The organism is Streptomyces sp. NBC_00876 (assembly GCF_045207435.1).
GTDB lineage: Bacteria > Actinomycetota > Actinomycetes > Streptomycetales > Streptomycetaceae > Streptomyces.
The window spans coordinates 5685047-5705819 of record NZ_CP108800.1 but is presented as its reverse complement, the minus strand read 5'-3'; the positions used below and the strand labels follow the sequence as shown (position 1 = coordinate 5705819).

Sequence of the window (20773 nt, the reverse complement as noted above, 5' to 3'; positions counted from 1 at the left end):
CATGCGCCGCTACGGCAAGAACCCCGACGAGGACGACATCCGGGTCCGCCCCAACCGCAAGGGCAACCGGCCTCGTACGCATATCCGTCCCAAGCACGAGGACGCCGAGGACGGCATGGTCCTCACCGTCGACCGCGGCCGTCTCACCTGTCTCGTCGAGGGCCGCACGGTCGTCGCGATGAAGGCCCGTGAGCTGGGCCGCAAGGCCGCGGTGGTGGGCGACACCGTCTCCATCGTCGGCGACCTGTCCGGCGAGAAGGACACCCTCGCCCGCATCGTCAGGATCGGTGAGCGCCGGACGGTGCTGCGCCGGACCGCGGACGACGACGACCCGTTCGAGCGGGTGGTGGTGGCCAACGCCGACCAGCTGGCGATCGTCACCGCGCTGGCCGATCCGGAACCCCGTCCGCGCATGATCGACCGCTGTCTGGTCGCCGCGTACGACGGCGGGCTCTCGCCCCTCCTGGTGCTGACCAAGTCCGACCTGGCCTCCCCGGACAAGCTGCTGGAGGCGTACACCCCGCTCGGTGTCCCGTTCATCGTGACCAGCCGCGAGGAGCTGGAGAACGGCGACGCGGCCGACCGGGTCCGCGAGCAGCTGCACGACCGGGTGACCGCTTTCGTCGGGCACTCGGGGGTCGGAAAGACCACGCTGGTCAACGCCCTCGTACCGAAGGACAGGCGGCGCACCACCGGGGTCGTCAACGCGGTCACCGGCCGTGGCCGGCACACCACCACGTCGGCCCTGGCGCTCCCGCTGCCGGACTACCGCGGCTGGGTGATCGACACCCCCGGCGTCCGCTCCTTCGGCCTGCACCACATCGACCCGTCCCGGGTCATCAACGCCTTCCCCGACCTCCAGCCCGGCACCGAGGAGTGCCCGCGCGGCTGCACGCACGACAGCCAGCAGCCGGAGTGCGCACTGGACGCCTGGGTGGCGTCGGGGCACGCCGATCCGGCGCGGCTCGATTCGCTGCGCCGGCTGCTGTCGACGCGGGAGCGGCGCGAGGGCGACTGACGCCGGTGTCAGGCGCGAGGGCGACTGACGCCGGTGTCCCCGGCACCGGCATCCCCGGGGGCATAACTCGGGGCGACCGGTCCGGGCACGTTTGCGATCACTCGCTACCGGTAAGTGCATAATCACGCCCAGCGGTACAAGGCGGTCACCGATGCGGGAGGGGCACAGACGATGGCGTGGCTGCTGGTCGTGGTCGCGGGACTTCTGGAGACCGGCTTCGCCGTCTGCCTCAAGCTCTCGCACGGCTTCACGCGGCTGTGGCCGACCATCGCGTTCTGCGTCTTCGCGCTCGGCAGCTTCGGCCTGCTGACCATGTCGCTGAAGAAGCTCGACGTCGGGCCCGCGTACGCCGTGTGGACCGGCATCGGTGCGGCCGGCACCGCGATCTACGGCATGGTCTTCCTCGACGACGTGGTCTCCACGCTCAAGCTGGTCTCGATCTCGCTGGTGATCCTCGGCGTGATCGGGCTCCAGCTCTCGGGCTCGTCCCACTGACGACCGGCCCCTGCCGGCCTGCCCCGCCGCCGCGTATCGCGCTCAGGCAGCCACGTCCGGCCGCCGGTCCACGATGTCCCGCACCAGCGGCACCCCGTCCCCCGTCGCGCCCGGGGACGGCGGCACCAGTGCGTAGGACAACGCGAGGCGCAGCGCGAGTTCGCAGGTCACGGCCAGGGCCGCCGGGTCGCGCGGTGGGTGTCCCTCGTCCAGGGCGGCGACCGCACGGTCTCTGGCCCGGCCGAGGAGTTCGGCGGGCGTCGGCGGTCCGGTGTCGGCCGGGCTCTGCGCCGTCACCGGGGAGCCGGGCGGCCGGACCGGGTGCGCGGGGCGGGGTAACCGCTCCTCCCAGCAGCCCGTGAGCAGACCTCTGACCAGCGCGTCCGCCCGCGTGGCCCGGACCGTCCAGGCGGCGGTGGCGGCCAGCCTGTCCCCCGTACCGCCCGCCGATCCCAGCGCCCGTTCGACGCCGGCCAGATAGGTGTCGGCGGCGCACCGGACGAGGGCTAGGGCCAGTCCGTCCTTGCTGCCGAACTCGTTGTAGAGGGTCTGCCGGGAGACCCCGGCGGCGGCTGACACATCGACCATCCGCACGGCCGGCCAGGGCCGGGTGGCCAGCGCCGCGCGGGCGGCGTCCAGCAGTGCTTCTCGCGCTGTCGGCATCGTCGCCTCCCACGCCGGGACTCCGCTTTTCAGAGTTGACGCGCCGTCCGGCACTGTCAAGGGTTCCCGCGGGCCTCCGGGGCCCTGTGGCTCTGTTCACCTGCGGTGGATACTGTGACGCCATGCCCGATTACCACGATGATCTGCGCCTCGCCCATGTGCTGGCCGACGCCGCCGACGCGACGACGATGGACCGGTTCAAGGCTCTGGACCTCAAGGTCGAGACCAAGCCGGACATGACGCCGGTGAGCGAGGCCGACAAGGCCGCCGAGGAGCTGATCCGCGGCCACCTCCATCGGGCACGGCCGCGCGATGCGATTCTGGGCGAGGAGTACGGGCTCGAGGGAACCGGCCCGCGGCGCTGGGTGATCGACCCGATCGACGGCACGAAGAACTACGTGCGCGGCGTGCCGGTCTGGGCGACGCTGATCTCGCTGATGGAGGCGGGTGAGGACGGCTTCCAGCCGGTGGTCGGCGTGGTGTCGGCGCCCGCGCTGAACCGTCGCTGGTGGGCGGCGAAGGGGGCGGGGGCGTTCTCCGGCCGCAGCCTGACGTCCGCGACCCGGCTGCATGTGTCAAAGGTGGAGCGGATCGCGGATGCCTCGTTCGCGTACTCCTCGCTGAGCGGGTGGGAGGAGCAGGGCCGGCTCGACGGCTTCATGGACCTCACCCGGGCCTGCTGGCGCACCCGGGGATACGGGGACTTCTGGCCGTACATGATGGTGGCCGAGGGCTCGGTCGACATCTGCGCGGAGCCGGAGCTCTCGCTCTGGGACATGGCCGCCAACGCGATCATCGTCCAGGAGGCGGGGGGCCGGTTCACCAGCCTGGACGGTGTCAGCGGACCGGGCGGCGGCAATGCCGCGGCCTCGAACGGGACGCTCCACCATGAGCTGCTGGGCTATCTGAACCAGCGCTACTGACCGGACCCGCCCCGGGCTCCACGGCCCTGATCAGGCGTACCGGACACTCGAGGGGCGTGCGGCACCATCGCACGCCCCTCGAGTGATCTTCGCTACCCCTTGTTGCCGTCCCTCATCGGTGCGACTCTGAGAGTCCCCCCGCTTGTGAACTTGTGAATCGGCTCACGAGTCGCTTCACGAAGGAGGTGGCTCCCTTCATGCTCGTCCGTGACGCCATGAGCACGATGGTCCTCACCATCGGCCCGACCCACACCCTCCGCCAGGCCGCCCGGCTGATGTCGGCACGCCGCATCGGAGCCGCCGTCGTCCACGACCCGGACACCTGCGGGCTCGGCATCCTCACCGAGCGCGACATCCTCAACGCGGTCGGATCGGGACAGGACCCCGATGTCGAGACCGCCTCCACCCACACCACGGCCGATGTGGTCTTCGCCGCACCCGCCTGGACCCTGGAGGAGGCCGCCGCAGCCATGACGCACGGCGGCTTCCGCCATCTGATCGTGCTGGACGACGACGGGCCGGTGGGCATCGTCTCGGTGCGCGACATCATCCGCTGCTGGGCACCGGCCCGGCGCCATCCGGTGGAGCTGGTCGGCTGAGAGACCCCAGGGTCTTCCGTTCGGATCAGACCGGATCTCGCGAGCCCGGCCTGATCCGGACGAGAGGCCCTAGCCGCGCAGGGCCTGGACCGCCGCCTCCAGGCGCTTGCCGAAGTCGGCGTCGGCCTGACGGAAGTTGTTGATCGCCCGCTCGGCTATGTCGTCGCGCGACACCTTCGCGATGAACCCGGCGAGGTTGTCGATCAGCCGGCCCTTCTCGTCCTCGGAGTAGAGCCGGTAGAGGTTCCCGGCCTGCACGAAGTCGTTGTCCTCGGCGTGACTCGGGGCCTCGTGGGTGCCGGTGCCCCCGGTGACCGGGGTGGCCTCCCATAGGGGGCGGCCGGTCTGGACCGGACCGCCGAAGCTGTTCGGCTCGTAGTTCTTCGTACCCTTGTGGCGGCCGTCGTACAGGTAGCCGTCACGGCTGTTGGTCCGGGCCTCGGTGGCGTGCGGGCGGTTGACCGGCAGGTGGTCCGCGTTGATGCCGACGCGGTAGCGGTGCGCGTCGCCGTACGCGAAGAGGCGGCCCTGGAGCATCTTGTCCGGGGACGGGCCGATGCCCGGCACGAAGTGTGCGGGGCTGAAGATGGACTGCTCGGTCTCGGCGAAGATGTTCTCCGGGTTCCGGTTGAGCTCCAGCCTGCCTATCTCGACCGGCGGGTAGTCCTCGTGCGGCCACACCTTGGTGAGGTCGAACGGGTTGAAGCGGTACGTCGCCGCCTCGGCCGCAGGCATGATCTGGACCTGCACGGTCCAGGACGGGAACTCGCCCCGCTCGATGGACTCGCGAAGATCGCGCTGGTGGCTGTCCGGGTCCTCACCGGCGAGCTTGTTGGCCTCGTCCTGGGTGAGGTTCTTGATGCCCTGGTCGGTCTTGAAGTGGTACTTGACCCAGAAGACCTCGCCGGCCTCGTTGCTCCACTGGTAGGTGTGCGAGCCGTACCCGTTCATGTGGCGCAGCGTGGCCGGGATGCCGCGGTCACCGAAGAGCCAGGTCACCTGGTGAGTGGACTCGGGCGACAGACCCCAGAAGTCCCAGACGTTGTCCGCCTCCTGGGAGCCGGTGTACGGGTCGCGCTTCTGCGTGTGGATGAAGTCGGGGAACTTGATGGCGTCCTTGATGAAGAACACCGGGGTGTTGTTGCCGACGAGGTCGTAGTTGCCGTCCTCGGTGTAGAACTTCAGCGCGAAGCCACGGGGGTCCCGCACCGCGTCGGCGGAGCCGAGGTTGCCCGCGACGGTGGAGAAGCGGAGGAACGTCTCGGTCTGCTTGCCGACCTCGGAGAGGAACTTCGCCCGCGTCCACTGCGAGACATCGCGGGTCAGCGTGAACGTGCCGTACGCGCCGGCGCCCCGGGCGTGCACGATGCGCTCCGGAATGCGCTCGCGGTTGAAGTGCGCGAGCTTCTCCAGCAGCGACTGGTCCTGCACCAGAACCGGACCGCCGACGCCCGCGGTCTGGCTGTTCTGGTTGTCGGCCACCGGTGCGCCGGCCTCCGTGGTGAGCGGTCCCTGTGTCACGTGCGCCTCCTGCGTCGTTCCTGCACATTCGTCATGTCTGCATGGCGTGCACAGCCTGTCCCTTGGCATATGCCGTACCCGATCCTACAATGGACTTAGTCCAAGTCAAGCAAGCATCCAAAGTCACACCTGTTCGGGACATGACCCCTCCACTGTTAGGCTTGCCCTCATGAGTGACCTGCTGGAACGACTCCGTGGACGCGGCTGGCGCATGACTGCGCAGCGGCGCGTCGTGGCCGAGGTCCTCGACGGGGATCACGTACATCTGACGGCCGACGAGGTCCACGCCCGGGCCGTCGCCAAGCTGCCCGAGATCTCCCGCGCCACCGTCTACAACACGCTCGGTGAGATGGTGACCCTCGGCGAGGTCATCGAGGTCTCCACCGACCGCCGGGCCAAGCGCTACGACCCGAACGCGCACCGCCCCCACCACCACCTCGTATGCGCGAAGTGCGGCGCCATCCGCGATGTGCACCCGGCCGGTGACCCATTGGCGGACCTGCCGTCCGGCGAGCGCTTCGGCTTCACGATCTCCGGCGTCGAGATGACGTACCGCGGCATCTGCCCGAACTGCGCCGCGGCCGCCTGACCCCACCCGCCGCCCCCAGCCCTCACCGGAAGCTTCCGGTGAGGGCTTTCGCGTGCCGCGCCCGGCCACCGAGCGCCTCCCGTTCGCCTCCCCGCGGCCCCTCCGTCCCCGCGCACCCCCTTCCCTGATCTGACGGGTCGTCATATCGTCAGCGGCGATCACCGCCGCCCCGGCGGCTCCGCACCTCGAAACGCACGAGGAGAGACCCGTGGGAGACCCGCACCCGAACCCACTCCCGGCACCCGCGTCACCGACCACCACCCCCAAGCTCCGCGCCCGCGCGCTCTCCCGTTCCTTCGGGCGGGGCGCCAAGGCCCTGGCCGCGCTCGGCCCGCTCGATCTCGACATGGTGCCGGGCGAGTTCACCTGCATCGTGGGACCGTCCGGCTGCGGCAAGTCCACGCTGCTGAGGATCGCGGCAGGGCTGCTCCGCCCCAGCTCCGGCGAACTGTCCATCCGCACGGCCTCCTCGCGTCCGGCCGCGATGATCTTCCAGGACTACGGGATCTACGACTGGAAGACCGTCCTCGCCAATGTCCGCTTCGGCCTCGACGTCCAGCGCGTGCCGCGCAAGGAGGCCGACGCCAGGGCGCGCGACTGGCTGGGGCGGATGGGGCTCGCCGAATTCGCCGGGGCCTATCCCGCCGCCCTGTCCGGCGGGATGCGCCAGCGGGTGGCGATCGCCCGCGCGCTGGCCGTCGAGCCCGAGATCCTGCTGATGGACGAGCCGTTCGCGGCGCTCGACGCCCAGTTGCGCACGATCCTTCAGGACGAGCTGCTGGAGCTCACCCAGACCACCCGCACCACCACCCTGTTCATCACCCACAGCCTCGAGGAGGCGATCGTGCTCGGGGACCGGGTCCTGGTGATGTCCGCCAGGCCGGGCCGGATCATCGCCGAGCACCGGCCGCCGTTCGAGCGGCCGCGCACCGGCGACATCCGCTCGACGCCGGAGTTCACCGCGCTGAAGAGCAGCCTGTGGGACCTGCTGCGCGGAGAGGTCCACGGAGAGATCCGCGGAGAGGCGGTCCCGGCATGAGCACCCTCGTGAAGTCCGTGAGCGACGACGAACAGGTACTGGTGCGCCGGCCGGGGCCGCGGGAACTGCACCCCGTACGCACCCACCGCAGGCGCCGCACCCTCGAGATCGCGCTCGCCGTCGCCGTACCGCTGCTCCTGGTCCTGCTCTGGCAACTGGCCGCCGCCAGATCCTGGATCGACGAGCGGGTCTACCCCGCACCCTCCACGATCTTCGCCGACGGCTGGGACCGGGCGGCCGACGGCGATCTGTGGCCGGATGTACGGGCCACCCTCCAGCGGGTCCTGGGCGGATACGCGATCGGCACGGTCGCGGGCTATGTCCTCGGCCTGCTGATGGGTTCCCTCTCCCTGGTGCGCGCGGCGCTGGAACCGTTGCTCGACGCCCTCTACGTCGTACCGAAACTGGCGCTGCTGCCGGTCTTCCTCAATATGTTCGGCCTCGGCGAGGGACCTCAGATCGCCCTGGTCGCCACCACCGTCTTCTTCTTCGTCTGGATCTCGACGATGGCGGCCGTGCTCGCCGTGCCGGCCGGACACCGGGATGCCGGGCAGGTGTTCGGCGCATCGCCCTGGCAGATGTTCCGGCATGTGCTGCTGCCCGCCTCGCTGCCCGCGGTCCTGGTGGGTGCGCGGATCGCGGCGGGGGTGGCGGTACTGGTCATCGTCGCCTCGGAACAGATCGCGGCGGCCGACGGGCTGGGGCATCTGATCTTCGACTCCCGCGCCCTGTTCCAGAACGACGTGATGTTCGTCGGCATCGTCTGTGTCGCCGTCCTCGGTGTCGTCTTCTCCGAAGTGGTGCGGATCGCCGGCCGGCTCCTCACCCCATGGGCGCCGCGCGACCGCGGCCGCAGTCAGTCGTGACCGGCTCACCCCGCTCCTCGTACGGAGGCACTGTGCGTACTCGTACCCCTTTCACCTGCACCGTTGTACTCGTGGCCGCGTCCCTGCTCGGCGCGGCAGGCTGCGCCGGGAAGGACTCGTCGGACGGCGCGGACGCCTCGCCGGCCGCACCGCGCACGGTCGAGCCCGTCGCCGGCTGCGGCTCCGGGAGCTGGACCGACCCGGCGGACCTCGCACCCGACCGCAAGCCCGCCCGCTGCGACAAGGGCGCTCCCGCCGCCCGGCCGCTCCCGGAGAAGCGGAGGATCACCGTCGCCACCGGCACCCTGAGCGCGGAGTACGTCGCCCCGCTCCAGGTCGCGGTCGCCAAGGGCGAGTTCGCCAAGGAGGGGCTGGACGTCCAGCTGAAGGTGCTGCCCACCCCGGACGCCCTGCCGCTGCTCGCCAAGGGTGACGTCGATGCGCAGTGGGCGGCTCCGGAGGCCGCGGTGATGAACGGCATCAACGGCGGCTTCGCCATCAAGTGGGTCGCGGGCAACTTCTCCCCCGACCCGACGTCCAAGAGCGGCCTGTGGGTGCGCCTCAAGGACGGCGAGAGCGCCGACCACGTCGACATGGCGGGGCGGAAGCTCGGCACGATGATCGGCAAGGGCTCGGTGATCGCCTATCCGATGGACACCTCACTGAAGAAGCACGGCGGCGGCCTCGACAAGATCAGTTTCCAGCAGCTCGGCTCCGCGGACGTGCTCACCGCCCTGCAGAACGGGGGCGTGGACTCCGCCTGGCTGCTCGACCCGATCTGGCGCAAGGTGGACGGCGACAAGAAGTACGCCTTCCTCGGCGGCCAGCCCGTCGGCGAACCGCTCGGCGGACTCCTGTTCGGCCCGACGCTGCTGAACAAGGACCCGGACGCGGGCGTCGCCTTCCTGCGGGCCTACATCCGTACGGTGAACACCTACTTCGCCGGCGACTACAAGTCCGACCCGGCCTTCGTCGCCGAACTGGCCGGGCTGATGAAGACCGACGAGGCCACCCTGCGGTCGACTCCGTCCATGCGGATGGACTGGGAGATCCGGAAGGGGACGACGGACCGGCTGCAGAAGGCCTACGCGGATTCGGGCGTCTCGGAGGGTGCTCCGGTTCCGGAGACGAAGGCTGTGGACCGGGCGATGTACGGCGAGGCCGTGGGCCACAAGCCCTGAGCCGGCCGCGGCATGCACAGAGGGCCGGATCCCCGAAAGGATCCGGCCCTCTGTCTTCAGTAGCGGGGACAGGATTTGAACCTGCGACCTCTGGGTTATGAGCCCAGCGAGCTACCGAGCTGCTCCACCCCGCGTCGTTGTGATCCCCACAGTACGTCACGCCCTGGACCAGCGCAAATCCCTTTCCCGGGGGCCTGCGGGGAGGGCGCCGGGCCCACCGGCGTCGGGCGCGGAGGGCCGGAAGACCCGGCGACCGCACCGCAGCGCACGGCAGCGCTCCGCACCGCCATCCGCTACGCGGTGAGCTCCTGGTGCAGCGCCTCGCGCAGCCGCGCGGCCCGCTCCGAGACCTCCGCCGGCCCCAGCTCGACCGCCCGCGCACACCACCGCTGCCCCTCGGCCAGCTCGCCGCGGCGTGCGGCCAGCAGGGCCAGGCGCAGCGCGGCCCGCCCGTGGCCGTCGTTCGCGGCGCGGCTCCACCACAGCGCGGCCTCGCGCTCGCTGCCCTCGCGGGCCAGCAGGAGTCCGAGGTTGAACGCCCCGTTGCGGCTGCCCGCCTCGGCCGCCTCCCGGTACCAGCGGCCGGCGCTCTCCACGTCCCCGCGGGAGGCGGCGAGCATCCCGACGCGCACCTGGGCGCGGCGGTGCCCCTGCTCGGCCGCGCGCTCGTACCACTCCTCGCACTCGGTCTTCTCCGGCATCGGCTCGCCGAGCGCGGGCGGTCCGGGCGGCGGCTGCCGCGAGTCCAGCACCCCGGCCAGCCGGAAGGCCGCCTCCGCGCTGCCCCCGCCCGCCGCGCAGCGCATATGCCGCTCGGCCTCGCGCTCCTCGCCGTGGTGCAGCAGCGCCATGCCGACCTGGAGCGCGGCCTCGGTGTGGCCGGCCGCCGCGGCACGCTCGTACCAGAGCAGGGCCGCACGGTCCTCGTCGCGCCCGGCGTGCAGGATGCCGAGGTTGAAGGCGGCGTCGACACTGCCGGCCTCGGCCGCCTTGGAGAACCAGGGCTCCGCACCGGTCGCGTCGCCCGCCTGGAGCAGGAGAACGGCCAGCGCGTTGGCGGCCTCGCGGTGGCCCGCGTAGGCGGCACGCCGGTACCACTGCTCGGCCTGCGGCGTACGGTCCTGGGCCGCGCAGAGCAGTCCCAGGTTGTACGCGCCGTTGACGTCGCCCGCGTCCATCGCCGCCCGGTACCAGCGCTCGGCGGTCTGCTGCTCGCCCCGGGCCGCGTGCAGTGCACCGAGGGCGTTGGCGGCGTTGCCGTCACCGTCCTGGGCAGCGCGCAGCCACCACACGGCGGCGCTCTCCCGGTCGCCCGCGTCGCGCAGCAGGAAGCCGAGCGCGCAGGCGGCCCGTGCCTCGCCGGCCTTGGCGGAGATGAGGTACCAGCGGCCGGCCTCCTTGAGCTCGCCACGCTGTTCGAGGATGGCGCCGAGGTGCAGGGCGGCACGCCGGTGGCCGCGGGCGGCGGCCTGCCGGTACCACTGCTCGGCCTCGCCCACCCGGCCCGGCTCGGGGCCGGCCACCGGGCTGTCGCCCTTGCGCACGGCGGCCCGGTGCCCCACGGTGTCCGTCCGGTGCCCCCTGCCGGTACGGGGGCCCAGGCCGGTGCTGCCGAACGGGTCGTCCGCGGCATTGCGCTCCAGCATGCGTGCCAGCCGGTACGCCGCCTCGCGGTGCCCCTGTTCGGCGGCGGCACGCAGCCAGCGCTCGGCGCCGACGTCGCTGCGGTGTTCCAACAGGTCCGCGAGGGCGTACGCCCCCAGCGCATGGCCCTGCTCGGCGGACTGGCGCAGCCAGTACTCGGCGCCTGGCTCGTCGCCGCGCTCGCGGTAGTGGCGCCCCAGGGCGTGCGCGGCGGCGGCGGATCCCGCGACGGCGGCGATCCGCCACCAGTCGGCCGCCTCGTCCGCGTATCCGCGCTGGTGCAGGAGGACGCCCAGGTTGTTGGCCGCGGCACGGTCGCCGTCGGCGGTGGCCGCGCGCAGGTAGGACTCGGCGCCGCCCAGATCACCGCGGCGCAGCAGCAGCGCACCGAGAACGCTCATCGACTCGGTGTTCCCGGCATCGGCGGCGCGACGGTGGCGCGCCTCGCTCTCGGCGTTGTCCGCGCTCGCCGCGGTCTCCGCTCCCTCGGCGTTCTCCACGCCGTCGGCGGCCTCTGCGGTCTCTGCACTGTCGACGGTCGCGGCACACTCCGCAGTCTCGGCGGTCTCGATGTTGTCTTTGTACTGCGCGGCGGCAGCGGCAAACGCCACATCCGCCACGTTTTCCGCCGGATGGACGTGACGCTGCACAAACCGCCCTGTCTCCAACAGAGTTGCCCTGTCCCCCATAAATACCATCGTCGCACCACCTACAACCCGCGCACACCTGCTATATCGCGGCCGGTGAGGTCACTTCAGCGTTTTGTCGACATGCCCACAGGGAGACAAGTCAAACACGTTCGCGCCCAACTCGCGTCCCATGAACCGCACTTCACGCACACTGCACAGAAAACCCACCATGACATGACGAAGGCCCGGATCCTCTGGAGGATCCGGGCCTTCGTCTTTCAGTAGCGGGGACAGGATTTGAACCTGCGACCTCTGGGTTATGAGCCCAGCGAGCTACCGAGCTGCTCCACCCCGCGTCGTTGTGTCCAAACCGTACCACGACGCGCGGGTGAAGCTTTACCGGGTTACTCAGCCACCACTGTCGGCACTGACTGACGCATCCGGCTTGTCCGATGTGTCCGTCTTGCTGGGACTCCCGGACTTCGGCTGGGCGGCGGCCGCCCGTTCGAGCGCGTTCTGCAGATCCGACTGAGCCTTGCCGTAGGCGGCCCAGTCCTGCTTCTTCAGGGCCGCCTCGCCCTCCGTATAGGCCTTCTGCGCATCGGCGATCGCCTTCTTCAGAGCGGCGTCACCCGTGGCCGGCGGCTGCGTGGTGTCGCCCGGCGGCTGAGTGGTGTCGGCCGGTGGCTCCCCCGTATCGGAGGCGTCCACCCCGAAGACCGCGTTGAGCGCCTCACCGAGGCTGTTCTCGAAGACGATCTTCGACCCGTACGAGGCGGCGACCTTGCGCAGCAGCGGATAGTTCTGCGTGCCACCGCGCGTGTACACCGGCTCGATGTAGAGGAAGCCTCCCTCGAGCGGCACGGTCAGCAGGTTGCCGTACTCGATGTCGGAGTCGGTGCCCTTGAGGTTTCTCACGAACTCGGCGACGTCGTCGTTGCCGTTGAGCTCACTCTGTACCTGGCCCGGGCCCTTCACCGTGGTCGTGACTCTCAGGAGCCTTATGGTTCCGTAGTCCTTGCTGGCCGCATCGGCGTCCACCGCCATGAACGCCCCGAGGTCGGGCCGTCCCTTGGGAGTGAACGTCGTGGTCAGCGAGAACTTCTGAGCCGTCTGGTCCGGCATCTTTATGCTCAGGTAGTACGGCGGAACGGCACCGGACTCCTTGTTGGTCGGGTCGTCCGGGACCTGCCACGCGTCACTGCCGCTGTAGAACTGCGCGGGGCTCGTGACGTGGTAGCGGGTGAGCAGCTCGCGCTGCACCTTGAACAGGTCCTGCGGGTAGCGCAGGTGGTCCATGAGGTCCTGCGGAATGTCCGCCTTGGGCTTCACGGTCCCCGGGAACGCCTTGCGCCAGGTCTTGAGGACCGGGTCCTCGGTGTCCCACTCGTACAGCGTGACCTTGCCGTCGTACGCGTCGACGGTGGCCTTCACCGAGTTACGGATGTAGTTGACCTGGTTCTGCTGGGCGACGACCGCACGCTGGTTGGTGGTCAGCGAGTCGGCCGTGGTGTCACCGAGCGTCGTGCGCGAGGCGTACGGGTAGCCGTTGGTCGTGGTGTACGCGTCGACGACCCACTGGATGCGGTGGTTCACCACAGCCGGGTAGGCGTCGCCGTCGATGGTCAGCCACGGGGCGACCGCCTCGACGCGCTCCTTGGGCGTGCGGTTGTAGAGGATCCGCGAACCGTCGCCGATGGCTCCCGAGTACAGGATCTGCGGCTCGCTGAACGCCACCGCGTAGGCGGCGCGGTTGAACGCGCTGGAGAGGCTGACGCCGCTCTTGCCCTTGTAGCTGGTGGTCTTCTCGCCGTCCTCCTCGTAGTCGAGCTCCTTCTGGGGCCCGCCGACGATGGAGTACTGCTCGGTCTTCTCGCCGTAGTAGATCTCCTGCTTGTACTGGCCCAGCTCACCGGTGGTCGGCAGACCGGACTCGGTGAAGTCGGGAGATCCCTTCGGGTTCTTGCCGGTCGTGGTGCCCCGGGCGGCGATCGCACCGTAGCCGTGGGTGTAGGTGAAGTGGTCGTTGATCCAGTTGCGCTTGGGGATGCCCTCGAGGTTGAGCTCGCGCAGACCGATGACCGTGTCCTGCTCCTTGCCGGCCTCGTCCTTGTAGCGGTCGACATCCAGCGTCTTGGGGAACTGGTAGTAGTTCCTCTTCTGCTGGAGCTGCTGGAAGGCCGGGGAGACGACGTTGGGGTCCATCACCCGGTAACTGGCCGCGGCGTCCGCGCTCGCGCGGAGCTTCGCGTCGTCGTCCGTGGTGGACTTGCCGGCGTAATCGGTGACCTTCGCGTCATCGATGTCGTAGGCGTCACGCGTGGCCTTGATGTTCTTCTGGATGAACGGGGCTTCCTTGGCCTGCTCGTTCGGCTGGACCTGGAACTTCTGCACGATCGCCGGGTAGAGCCCGCCGATCAGGATCGCCGAGAGGACCATCAGCCCGAAGCCGATCACCGGCAGCTGCCAGGTGCGGCGCCAGAGCGTCGCGAAGAACAGCACGGCGCAGATCGCGGCGATGCAGAACAGGATGGTCTTCGCCGGCAGGTAGGCGTTGGCGTCGACGTACCGCAGGCCCGTCCAGTTGTCCGTGGCCTTGAAGTCGCTCGACTTCACGGCCAGCCCGTAGCGGTCCAGCCAGTACGCCACGGCCTTGAGCGCCACGAAGATGCCGAGCAGAACCGAGAGATGGCCGGTGGCCGCACCCGTCGCCCGCGCTCCGGGGCTGGTGATGCGCAGCCCGCCGTACAGGTAGTGGGTCAGCGCGGCGGCGACCAGCGAGAGCACCGTCGCCGCGAAGCCGAAGCCCAGCAGGAAGCGGTACCAGGGCAGGTCGAAGGCGTAGAAGGACACGTCCAGATGGAACTGGGGGTCCTTCTGACCGAACGACACGCCGTTCACATACATCAGCCAGGTACGCCACTGACCGGAGGCGGACGCTCCGGCGATCAGACCGACGAGTGCGGTGATCGCGAGCAGCACCCACCTTTTGTACGGGGCGAGGCTCATCCGGTAGCGGTCCAGGCTCTGCTGCTCCAGCGACATCGCGCTCAGCGGCGGCCGGAGCCGGTGCGCGAGCCAGATGTTCACGCCGATGGCGACGGCCATCAGCAGTCCGAAGACGAGGAACAGACCGATCTTGGTCCACAGGGTGGTGGTGAAGACGGATGAGTAGTTGACCGACCTGTACCAGAGCCAGTCCGTCCAGAACCCGGCGAACATGACGAACGCCATGGCGAGAATCGCCAGGACGCCGAGTGTCATGAGCAGGGTTCGGGCGCGCCGGGACGGGCGGCCGACTCTGATCCGTGGCCCGGTCGGGCCTCCGCCGCGGTCCGGCATCTGGAAAGCCAACGTGCGCACCTCAAAGTTCGCGGTCGTGTGGAGCGGGCCCAGCGATCGTAGAGCCCACCTATGCAACTTACTGAGGCTTTACCTAGTTCCCGTTCCCGGGGCGGAAGGAGGCAGGATGTTGTCCATGCCCAACGTTTCCCCCTCAGGCCCTCCGATGGCCGCGAGCCCGCTCACCGTCGCCGTGCTCGAAATCGACGACTACATCTCCGGCCTCGGCTGGGACCAGCCCGCCCGGCTCTTCGCTCTGGTCGACACCGCTCGGCTGCGGGTCCAGGAACCGGGCCTCGCCGCCCAGCTCGGCCTCGACGGCGACGGCTCGAAGGCCGCCGCACTCACCCCTATCGAGCAGGAGGAGCTTCCCGCAGGTACCGCACTGGACGAGTTCCTCGCCACCATCGCCTGGCCCGACGCTGTCGTCGGGTGCGCGATGACGGTGGAGCGGCTGATGCTGCCGCCGTCCGCCGAGGCCTCCGTACCGGAGGGTCTCGACGACGCCCAGCTGACCAAGTGGGTGGCCGGGCACCCCGACCGTCAGGAGGTGCGGATGACCGTGGCGGTCCTGCGGGACGGCGCCCGCGAGTCGGCCGTACGCCTGCGGGAGAAGGACTCGCCCAACGAGGTGCTGACGGGCGCCGGCCTGGTGCCGGGGCTGGCCGAGGCCCTCGCCGCGACCTTCGAGTCCTGACCCGGTCGTTTCCCGTACGGGGACGCGGTCAGCCTGTCGAGCAGCTCGGCAGTCCGGCCGCGTCCCCCGAGCGGATCTTCTCCAGCGACTTCGTGGCGTCGTCGATGGTCTTCACCCTGACCAGGGTGAGCCCGTCGGGGGTGTCGGACGCGGCCGCCTTGCAGTTGTCGTCGGGGGTCAGGAAGTAGCGTGCGCCCGCGTTGCGCGCGCCGACCAGCTTCATGTTGATCCCGCCGATCGGGCCGACCTTGCCCTTGTCGTCGATCGTGCCGGTCCCGGCGATGAACTTGCCGCCCGTCAGCTGGCCCGGGGTCAGTTTGTCGACGATGCCCAGGGAGAACATCAGCCCCGCGCTCGGGCCGCCCACGTCGGCGAGCTTGATGTCGATCTCGAAGGGGAAGGTGTGGTCCGTCCCCGCCTGGATGCCGACGATCGCCCGGTTCTCCTTGGGGGCCTTCTCGGTGGTGATGGTGATCTTCTCGGTGCCCTCGGGCTTCTTGCCGGCCTTCTCGGCCGCCGCCGCGGTCTTGGCCGGGATGACCGTGAAGACGACCTTCTGCCCGGGCTTGTGCCGGGTGACCAGCTTCGCGACGTCCTCGGGCTGCTTGACCGCCGTACCGTCGACGTCCTTGATCACGTCGCCCGCGTGCAGCTTGCCCTGCGAGGGGCTGTCCTTGAGGACGGTGGAGACCACGACCCGTGACGACACCGGGATGCCCAGCTCGGTGAGGGCCGCGACCTTGGCGCTCTCCTGGGACTGGCTGAACTCCTCCGCGTTCTCCTGCGTCGACTGCTCCTCGGTCTTGCCGTCCGGGTAGAGCGTGTCGTGCGGAACGACGACGCTGTCGTGACCCAGCCATCCGTAGACGGCCTCGACGAGGTTCATGTTGTAGTCGGCGCCGGTGACCCGGACCGTCGTCATGTTGAGGTTGCCGGACGTCTTGTACGTCTTGTGCCCGGTGATCTGCAGGACGGGCTCACCGCCGACCTTGCCGAGCGTGTTCACGGTCGGTCCGGGGGACATCTCCGAATACGGCACTTTGATCAGCACGCCTGCGCAGAGCAGCGCGATCAGGATCAGCGTGGAGGCGAGCATCGTCGCGGTGCGGCGTGGCATGGAACGACAGTACGGGAAGGGTCTGTCAGTGCACCGCCGGGGCCGGTCCGTACGAGGGCCGGGGCCGGCTGCGGCGGAGGCGCCGGAAAGGCCGGGCGAGCGGTGTCACGGCGCGCGTTGGCGAATGCGTACGTACGGCGTGGCGTCAGACGTTCGATATCTGCTCGACCGGCTCCGAAGCGGAGTGCGACCTCTCCATCGCTTCACGGAACCGGGCGTAGCCGGCCAGTTCGGTGACATCGCCGGTCGTGCGATTGCGGGCGGCCCAGCTTCCCCATATCGCGGCTCCGAACGCAGCGAAAAGCGGAATCAACAACCAGGCGAGTGCAGCCATACCGACCTCCCTACCCCATGCGGTCGCAACCGACCGATCAGCAGATTAACCATCTGCAGAACCAACGCTCATGGCAGGGGTGCGGTTACGCAAATCGGGGTGCATGACCACCGTTCCGGTTTGCGGTCAGCAGGACCCGACCCACTCCTCCGTACCGTCCGAGAAACGCTGGTGCTTCCAGATCGGAACCTCGTGCTTGAGGTCGTCGATGAGCTTGCGGCAGGCCTCGAAAGCCTCTCCGCGGTGCGGGCAGGAGACCGCCACGACCACGGCGAGATCACCGACCTCCAGTTCACCCACCCGGTGGACAGCGGCCAGTGCCCGGACCGGGAATCCGGCCACGACCTTCTCCGCCACCCGGCGCATCTCGTCCTGCGCCGAGGGATGACACGAATAGCCCAGCGCCCCGACGTCCTGGCCGCCGTCGTGGTTGCGCACGGTGCCGACGAAGAGCGCGGTGCCGCCCGCGGCGTCGTCGCCGACCGCGCGGAAGACCTCGTCCACCGACAGCGGCGTGTCCCGGATCTCCAGCAGCCGGATGGGGTCCTGTGCCGCCTGCTCGCCGGGGTGGTCATGCGTGGGTGCCATGACCACCATCGTGCCGTACCGCGCCGTCAACGCGGAATAGCGCTTTCACCCGGCGGGCCGCAGGGTGTCTTGGAGCCTCCTACAGAGGGGCGGGGCGGGCATGGATACGGACGAGGGACTCTAGATGCGGCGGCGCGCCTTGCGTGCCCGCCGCACCAGGGCGGCGGTGCCGAGCAGGGCCACGGTCGCGCCGGCGGCCCCGGCCGCGGTGGCGTCCTTGCGGCCGAGGCGGCGGCCCGCGACGGTGTGGCGCCCCTCCACCTCCTCCAGGAGCGCGGCGAGGACCTCCTCGTTGGTCCAGCTCGGGCGCCACCCCGCATCGTGCAGCCGGCTCACGCTGACCACCCAGGGGTGCATCGTGTACGCCAGGTCACCCGCCGGGGACGGGGTGAGGCCGATCCGGTGCAGCCGGGCGGCCGCGCCGAGCGCGACGGCGGAGGGCAGTTCCATCCGGCGGACCCCGCTGAGCTCCTCGACCTCCTCCTGTTCGAGCCAGCCGTCGCAGCCGACCGCGAACTCCCCGTCGATCTTCTCGAGCGCGGCGTACTCCAGCGCCGTGACCAGGTCGTCGACGTGGCAGAACTGCCAGGTGGGGCGCGATCCCGCCACGACGAGGAGCCGGGGCGACTCGAAGTAGCGGGTCAGCGCGGTGTCCGTACCGCCCACGAGCACGGTGGGGCGCACGACGGTGACGTGCAGCCCGGGGTGGGCACGGGGAGCGCGGCGGCCGAGCCGTTCGATCTCCAGCAGGTCACCGACGCCGGTCGCCTCGGCGGTGGCGCGCAGCTCGGCGTCCTCGGCGAGCGGGATGTCGTTGTCGGGCAGTGCCCCGTAGACCATCGCCGACGTGCACAGCACGACACGGTGGACGCCGACGGCCGCGGCCGCGGTGAGCACGGTCTGGGTGCCGCGCACGTTGTAGGCGGTGCGGGCGGCGGGATCGGTCTCCAGATCGAGGTCGAGCGCCAGGTGCACCACGACATCCGCGCCGCGCAGCTTCTCCGCGATGGCGGGGTCACGCACGTCCAGGACGTGCCAGGTCGCCTCGGAGACCTCCCCGCGGCGCTCGTCGATGGCGATGACCTGCTTGATCTCCTCGGAGGCCGCCAGGCGTGCGGTGAGCAGCTCACCGACACCCGTCGCGGCTCCGGTGACGGCCACGACGGGGCCGCGGCTTCTGGAGCGGCTGCGGACGGACTTGTTCTCGGGCGTCGGGTCGGCCAGGTTTCGCGCTGCGCGAACCTGAGGATCTGGGGAACTCACCGGGCGTCTCCAGCGGTTGTCTTCAGTACGTACCCGAATGACGCGTACGTACCAGGTGGCGTCCATCCTGCCGCAGGCCGGGAGCAGGCGGAGCACTGAGGCCCCGAGCGGACTTGGTGTCTACGCTGGATGGTGATGTCGGGCAGTCGCCGCCGGTTCGAGCCGGCGGCCCTACGAGCCGAGGAAACCCGTGAGTGACACCCCATTCGGATTCGGCCTTCCGCCGGAGGAGCCGGACGACGGCGACAAGGGCAAGAAGAACGACCCCACCGGAGGTGGGCAGGGTTCGGGCGGTCCGGCGAACCCGTTCGGCTTCGGCCCCGGCGCGGGCGGTGACAACCCCTTCGCCGCCATGTTCGGCTCGATGAACCCCAACGACCTGGGCGCGGCCTTCCAGCAGCTCGGCCAGATGCTGAGCTACGAGGGCGGTCCCGTGAACTGGGACATGGCCAAGCAGATCGCCCGCCAGACGGTCTCGCAGGGCACCCCGGACGGCACCAAGGACGCCAGCGTCGGCCCGTCCGAGCGCACCGCGGTCGACGAGGCCCTGCGCCTGGCCGACCTCTGGCTGGACGGCGCGACGTCGCTGCCCTCCGGTTCGGTCTCGACCGTGGCGTGGAGCCGCGCGGAGTGGGTCGAGGCGTCCCTCCCCGCCTGGCAGAAGCTGGTCGACCCGGTGGCCGAGCGTGTCGGCCTCGCCATGGGCGATGTGCTGCCCGAGGAGATGCAGGCGATGGCGGGCCCGCTGATCGGCATGATGCGGTCGATGGGCGGCGCGATGTTCGGCCAGCAGATCGGCCAGGCCGTCGGTGTGCTGGCAGGCGAGGTGGTCGGTTCGACCGATATCGGGCTGCCGCTGGGCCCGGCCGGCAAGGCCGCACTGCTTCCGCTGAACGTGGAGCGGTTCGGCAAGGACCTGAGCGTGCCGCAGGACGAGGTGCGGCTGTATCTGGCCCTGCGCGAGACCGCCCACCAGCGGCTCTTCGCCCATGTGCCGTGGCTGCGCTCGCATCTGTTCGGTGCGGTCGAGGGCTATGCGCGCGGGATCAAGGTGGACACCGGCAAGCTGGAGGACGTGGTCGGCCAGTTCGACCCGTCGAACCCGGAGCAGCTGCAGGACGCGCTCCAGCAGGGCATGTTCCAGCCGGAGGACACCCCCGAGCAGAAGGCCGCCCTGGCCCGCCTGGAGACGGCGCTGGCGCTCGTCGAGGGCTGGGTGGACGCCGTCGTGCACGAGGCCGCGAAGTCCCGGCTGACCTCGGCCGACGCGCTGCGCGAGACGATGCGCAGGCGCCGTGCCTCCGGTGGTCCGGCCGAGCAGACGTTCGCCACGCTCATCGGTCTGCAGCTGCGTCCGCGGCGGCTGCGTGACGCCTCGCGGCTGTGGGCATCGCTCACGGACGCGCGGGGTCTGGACGGGCGCGACGCGCTGTGGGAGCACCCCGACATGCTGCCCACCGCCCATGACCTGGACGATCCGGACGGGTTCGTGCACCACGAGCAGCTGGACTTCTCCGAGCTGGACAAGATGCTCGGCGAGGCGGCGAAGGGGCCGCAGAAGCCCGCCCCCGGCACCGACGACGTCGACGGCAAGGACAGCGGGAGCTCTGCCCCCGGGACCACGGACGGCGACGACGACGGCAAGGGCGACAGCGACAAGTGACCCTGCACGAGGACGCCGCTCTCGTACTGAAGAACTACCGGAACGGGGCGGCCGCGCCCGACGACACCCAGGAGGAGTTGCGCCGGGCCTATCTGGATCATCTGGCGCTCCATCCCGACGGCATGTGGAAGGCCTGCCCGGCCGGGCACCTGACCGCCAGCGCCCTGGTCATCGACCCGGAGCGTGGCCGGGTGCTGCTCACCCTGCACCGCAAGCTGCAGATGTGGCTGCAGATGGGCGGTCACTGCGAGCCCGGTGACGCCACACTGGCCGCCGCGGCGCTGCGCGAGGCGACGGAGGAATCCGGCATCGCCGGACTGACCCTGCTGTCGGGTGGCCCCGTGACCCTGGACCGCCACCCGATCCCCGCGCCGTGCCACTGGCACCTGGACGTCCAGTACGCGGCTCTGGCGCCGTCGGGCTCGACGGAGCAGATCAGCGACGAGTCGCTCGATCTGCGCTGGTTCGCCTACGACGAGGTCGCCGGGGTCGCCGACTCCTCGGTGATCCGCCTGATGGAACGTACGCGCGCCGCCCTGGACGGCGGCCGGTAACCAGGATCACGGCGCGACGGTAAGGGGCGGACCCCATGGAGTCCGCCC

Annotated in this window: 19 protein-coding genes and 2 tRNA genes; 11 read left to right on the top strand and 10 right to left on the bottom strand. The window is 70.2% G+C overall.

The features are described 5' to 3' along the window. Position 1: 1 nt before the first annotated feature. Positions 2 to 1018, top strand: coding sequence for a ribosome small subunit-dependent GTPase A (gene rsgA, locus OG782_RS25230; protein WP_406454601.1), 1017 nt, complete (start codon positions 2 to 4; stop codon positions 1016 to 1018). Positions 1019 to 1189: 171 nt separating this feature from the next. Beyond that, positions 1190 to 1513 (top strand): multidrug efflux SMR transporter, encoded by a 324-nt coding sequence (locus OG782_RS25225; protein ID WP_266414540.1) that lies wholly within the window; start codon positions 1190 to 1192, stop codon positions 1511 to 1513. A gap of 42 nt (positions 1514 to 1555) precedes the next feature. Here the strand turns inward: OG782_RS25225 and OG782_RS25220 are convergent, their stop codons facing one another. Then, on the bottom strand, positions 1556 to 2176 hold the full coding sequence (locus OG782_RS25220) for a TetR/AcrR family transcriptional regulator (protein ID WP_406454598.1): 621 nt from the start codon (positions 2174 to 2176) through the stop codon (positions 1556 to 1558). A 122-nt stretch (positions 2177 to 2298) separates the two neighbouring features. Here OG782_RS25220 and hisN point away from each other — a divergent pair, with 122 nt between their 5' ends. After that, entirely contained in the window at positions 2299 to 3099 is an 801-nt protein-coding gene (gene hisN, locus OG782_RS25215; RefSeq protein ID WP_406454597.1) for a histidinol-phosphatase, read from the top strand. 197 nt (positions 3100 to 3296) lie between these two features. Next, positions 3297 to 3698: a cyclic nucleotide-binding/CBS domain-containing protein gene (locus OG782_RS25210; protein WP_406454596.1), complete on the top strand. Its 402-nt coding sequence runs from the start codon at positions 3297 to 3299 to the stop codon at positions 3696 to 3698. Positions 3699 to 3767: 69 nt separating this feature from the next. Here the strand turns inward: OG782_RS25210 and OG782_RS25205 are convergent, their stop codons facing one another. Further along, positions 3768 to 5219, bottom strand: a complete 1452-nt coding sequence (locus OG782_RS25205; protein WP_406454594.1) for a catalase — start codon at positions 5217 to 5219, stop codon at positions 3768 to 3770. 169 nt (positions 5220 to 5388) lie between these two features. Here OG782_RS25205 and OG782_RS25200 point away from each other — a divergent pair, with 169 nt between their 5' ends. From OG782_RS25200 to OG782_RS25185, 4 genes are all read left to right on the top strand, one after another. Further along, positions 5389 to 5808 (top strand): Fur family transcriptional regulator, encoded by a 420-nt coding sequence (locus OG782_RS25200; RefSeq protein ID WP_406454592.1) that lies wholly within the window; start codon positions 5389 to 5391, stop codon positions 5806 to 5808. A 208-nt stretch (positions 5809 to 6016) separates the two neighbouring features. After that, positions 6017 to 6847 carry an ABC transporter ATP-binding protein gene (locus OG782_RS25195; RefSeq protein WP_406454590.1) on the top strand — a complete coding sequence of 277 codons (831 nt, stop codon included), beginning with the start codon at positions 6017 to 6019 and terminating at the stop codon, positions 6845 to 6847. Then, a complete protein-coding gene (locus OG782_RS25190; protein WP_406454588.1) occupies positions 6844 to 7713 on the top strand; it encodes an ABC transporter permease in 870 nt (289 codons plus the stop codon). The genes OG782_RS25195 and OG782_RS25190 overlap by 4 nt, the downstream gene beginning before the upstream one ends. 71 nt (positions 7714 to 7784) lie before the next feature. Then, the gene (locus OG782_RS25185) at positions 7785 to 8894 is read left to right on the top strand and encodes an ABC transporter substrate-binding protein (protein WP_406454586.1); all 1110 of its coding nucleotides are present in this window, start codon (positions 7785 to 7787) and stop codon (positions 8892 to 8894) included. A gap of 60 nt (positions 8895 to 8954) precedes the next feature. On the opposite strand, the gene OG782_RS25180 is transcribed toward OG782_RS25185, so the two are convergent. The 4 genes from OG782_RS25180 to OG782_RS25165 all read right to left on the bottom strand — a co-directional run bounded on the left by OG782_RS25180 (position 8955) and on the right by OG782_RS25165 (position 14509). After that, a tRNA-Met gene (locus tag OG782_RS25180) sits at positions 8955 to 9028 on the bottom strand. A gap of 159 nt (positions 9029 to 9187) precedes the next feature. Continuing rightward, on the bottom strand, positions 9188 to 11236 hold the full coding sequence (locus OG782_RS25175) for a sel1 repeat family protein (protein WP_406454584.1): 2049 nt from the start codon (positions 11234 to 11236) through the stop codon (positions 9188 to 9190). 213 nt (positions 11237 to 11449) lie between these two features. After that, positions 11450 to 11523: transfer RNA gene (locus OG782_RS25170), tRNA-Met, on the bottom strand. Between the two features lie 52 nt (positions 11524 to 11575). Then, a complete protein-coding gene (locus tag OG782_RS25165; RefSeq protein WP_406459269.1) occupies positions 11576 to 14509 on the bottom strand; it encodes a UPF0182 family protein in 2934 nt (977 codons plus the stop codon). 127 nt (positions 14510 to 14636) lie between these two features. On the opposite strand from OG782_RS25165, the gene OG782_RS25160 reads away from it, so the two are divergent. Further along, on the top strand, positions 14637 to 15206 hold the full coding sequence (locus tag OG782_RS25160) for a PPA1309 family protein (RefSeq protein WP_406454582.1): 570 nt from the start codon (positions 14637 to 14639) through the stop codon (positions 15204 to 15206). Positions 15207 to 15234: 28 nt separating this feature from the next. Here the strand turns inward: OG782_RS25160 and OG782_RS25155 are convergent, their stop codons facing one another. The 4 genes from OG782_RS25155 to OG782_RS25140 form a co-directional block, all read right to left on the bottom strand. Beyond that, positions 15235 to 16323 carry a PDZ domain-containing protein gene (locus OG782_RS25155; RefSeq protein WP_406454580.1) on the bottom strand — a complete coding sequence of 363 codons (1089 nt, stop codon included), beginning with the start codon at positions 16321 to 16323 and terminating at the stop codon, positions 15235 to 15237. A 145-nt stretch (positions 16324 to 16468) separates the two neighbouring features. Further along, complete coding sequence (locus OG782_RS25150; RefSeq protein WP_328950384.1) at positions 16469 to 16657, bottom strand: hypothetical protein; 189 nt, start codon at positions 16655 to 16657, stop codon at positions 16469 to 16471. 126 nt (positions 16658 to 16783) lie between these two features. Next, positions 16784 to 17245, bottom strand: coding sequence for a molybdenum cofactor biosynthesis protein MoaE (locus OG782_RS25145; RefSeq protein ID WP_406454578.1), 462 nt, complete (start codon positions 17243 to 17245; stop codon positions 16784 to 16786). A 120-nt stretch (positions 17246 to 17365) separates the two neighbouring features. Continuing rightward, positions 17366 to 18508 carry an SDR family oxidoreductase gene (locus OG782_RS25140; protein WP_406454576.1) on the bottom strand — a complete coding sequence of 381 codons (1143 nt, stop codon included), beginning with the start codon at positions 18506 to 18508 and terminating at the stop codon, positions 17366 to 17368. A gap of 190 nt (positions 18509 to 18698) precedes the next feature. On the opposite strand from OG782_RS25140, the gene OG782_RS25135 reads away from it, so the two are divergent. After that, entirely contained in the window at positions 18699 to 20171 is a 1473-nt protein-coding gene (locus OG782_RS25135) for a zinc-dependent metalloprotease (RefSeq protein WP_406454575.1), read from the top strand. Then, entirely contained in the window at positions 20168 to 20725 is a 558-nt protein-coding gene (locus OG782_RS25130) for an NUDIX hydrolase (protein WP_406454573.1), read from the top strand. The genes OG782_RS25135 and OG782_RS25130 overlap by 4 nt, the downstream gene beginning before the upstream one ends. Positions 20726 to 20773 lie beyond the last annotated feature (48 nt).

Bases quoted from the DNA above. Each gene is read 5' to 3' on its own strand.
- OG782_RS25160 (WP_406454582.1), top strand. From the start codon at position 14,637: ATGTTGTCCATGCCCAACGTTTCCCCCTCAGGCCCTCCGATGGCCGCG.
- OG782_RS25155 (WP_406454580.1), bottom strand. From the start codon at position 16,323: ATGCCACGCCGCACCGCGACGATGCTCGCCTCCACGCTGATCCTGATC.
- hisN (WP_406454597.1), top strand. From the start codon at position 2,299: ATGCCCGATTACCACGATGATCTGCGCCTCGCCCATGTGCTGGCCGAC.
- OG782_RS25220 (WP_406454598.1), bottom strand. From the start codon at position 2,176: ATGCCGACAGCGCGAGAAGCACTGCTGGACGCCGCCCGCGCGGCGCTG.
- OG782_RS25190 (WP_406454588.1), top strand. From the start codon at position 6,844: ATGAGCACCCTCGTGAAGTCCGTGAGCGACGACGAACAGGTACTGGTG.
- OG782_RS25210 (WP_406454596.1), top strand. From the start codon at position 3,297: ATGCTCGTCCGTGACGCCATGAGCACGATGGTCCTCACCATCGGCCCG.
- OG782_RS25150 (WP_328950384.1), bottom strand. From the start codon at position 16,657: ATGGCTGCACTCGCCTGGTTGTTGATTCCGCTTTTCGCTGCGTTCGGA.
- OG782_RS25225 (WP_266414540.1), top strand. From the start codon at position 1,190: ATGGCGTGGCTGCTGGTCGTGGTCGCGGGACTTCTGGAGACCGGCTTC.
- OG782_RS25165 (WP_406459269.1), bottom strand. From the start codon at position 14,509: ATGCCGGACCGCGGCGGAGGCCCGACCGGGCCACGGATCAGAGTCGGC.
- OG782_RS25200 (WP_406454592.1), top strand. From the start codon at position 5,389: ATGAGTGACCTGCTGGAACGACTCCGTGGACGCGGCTGGCGCATGACT.
- OG782_RS25145 (WP_406454578.1), bottom strand. From the start codon at position 17,245: ATGGCACCCACGCATGACCACCCCGGCGAGCAGGCGGCACAGGACCCC.
- OG782_RS25175 (WP_406454584.1), bottom strand. From the start codon at position 11,236: ATGGTATTTATGGGGGACAGGGCAACTCTGTTGGAGACAGGGCGGTTT.
- rsgA (WP_406454601.1), top strand. From the start codon at position 2: ATGCGCCGCTACGGCAAGAACCCCGACGAGGACGACATCCGGGTCCGC.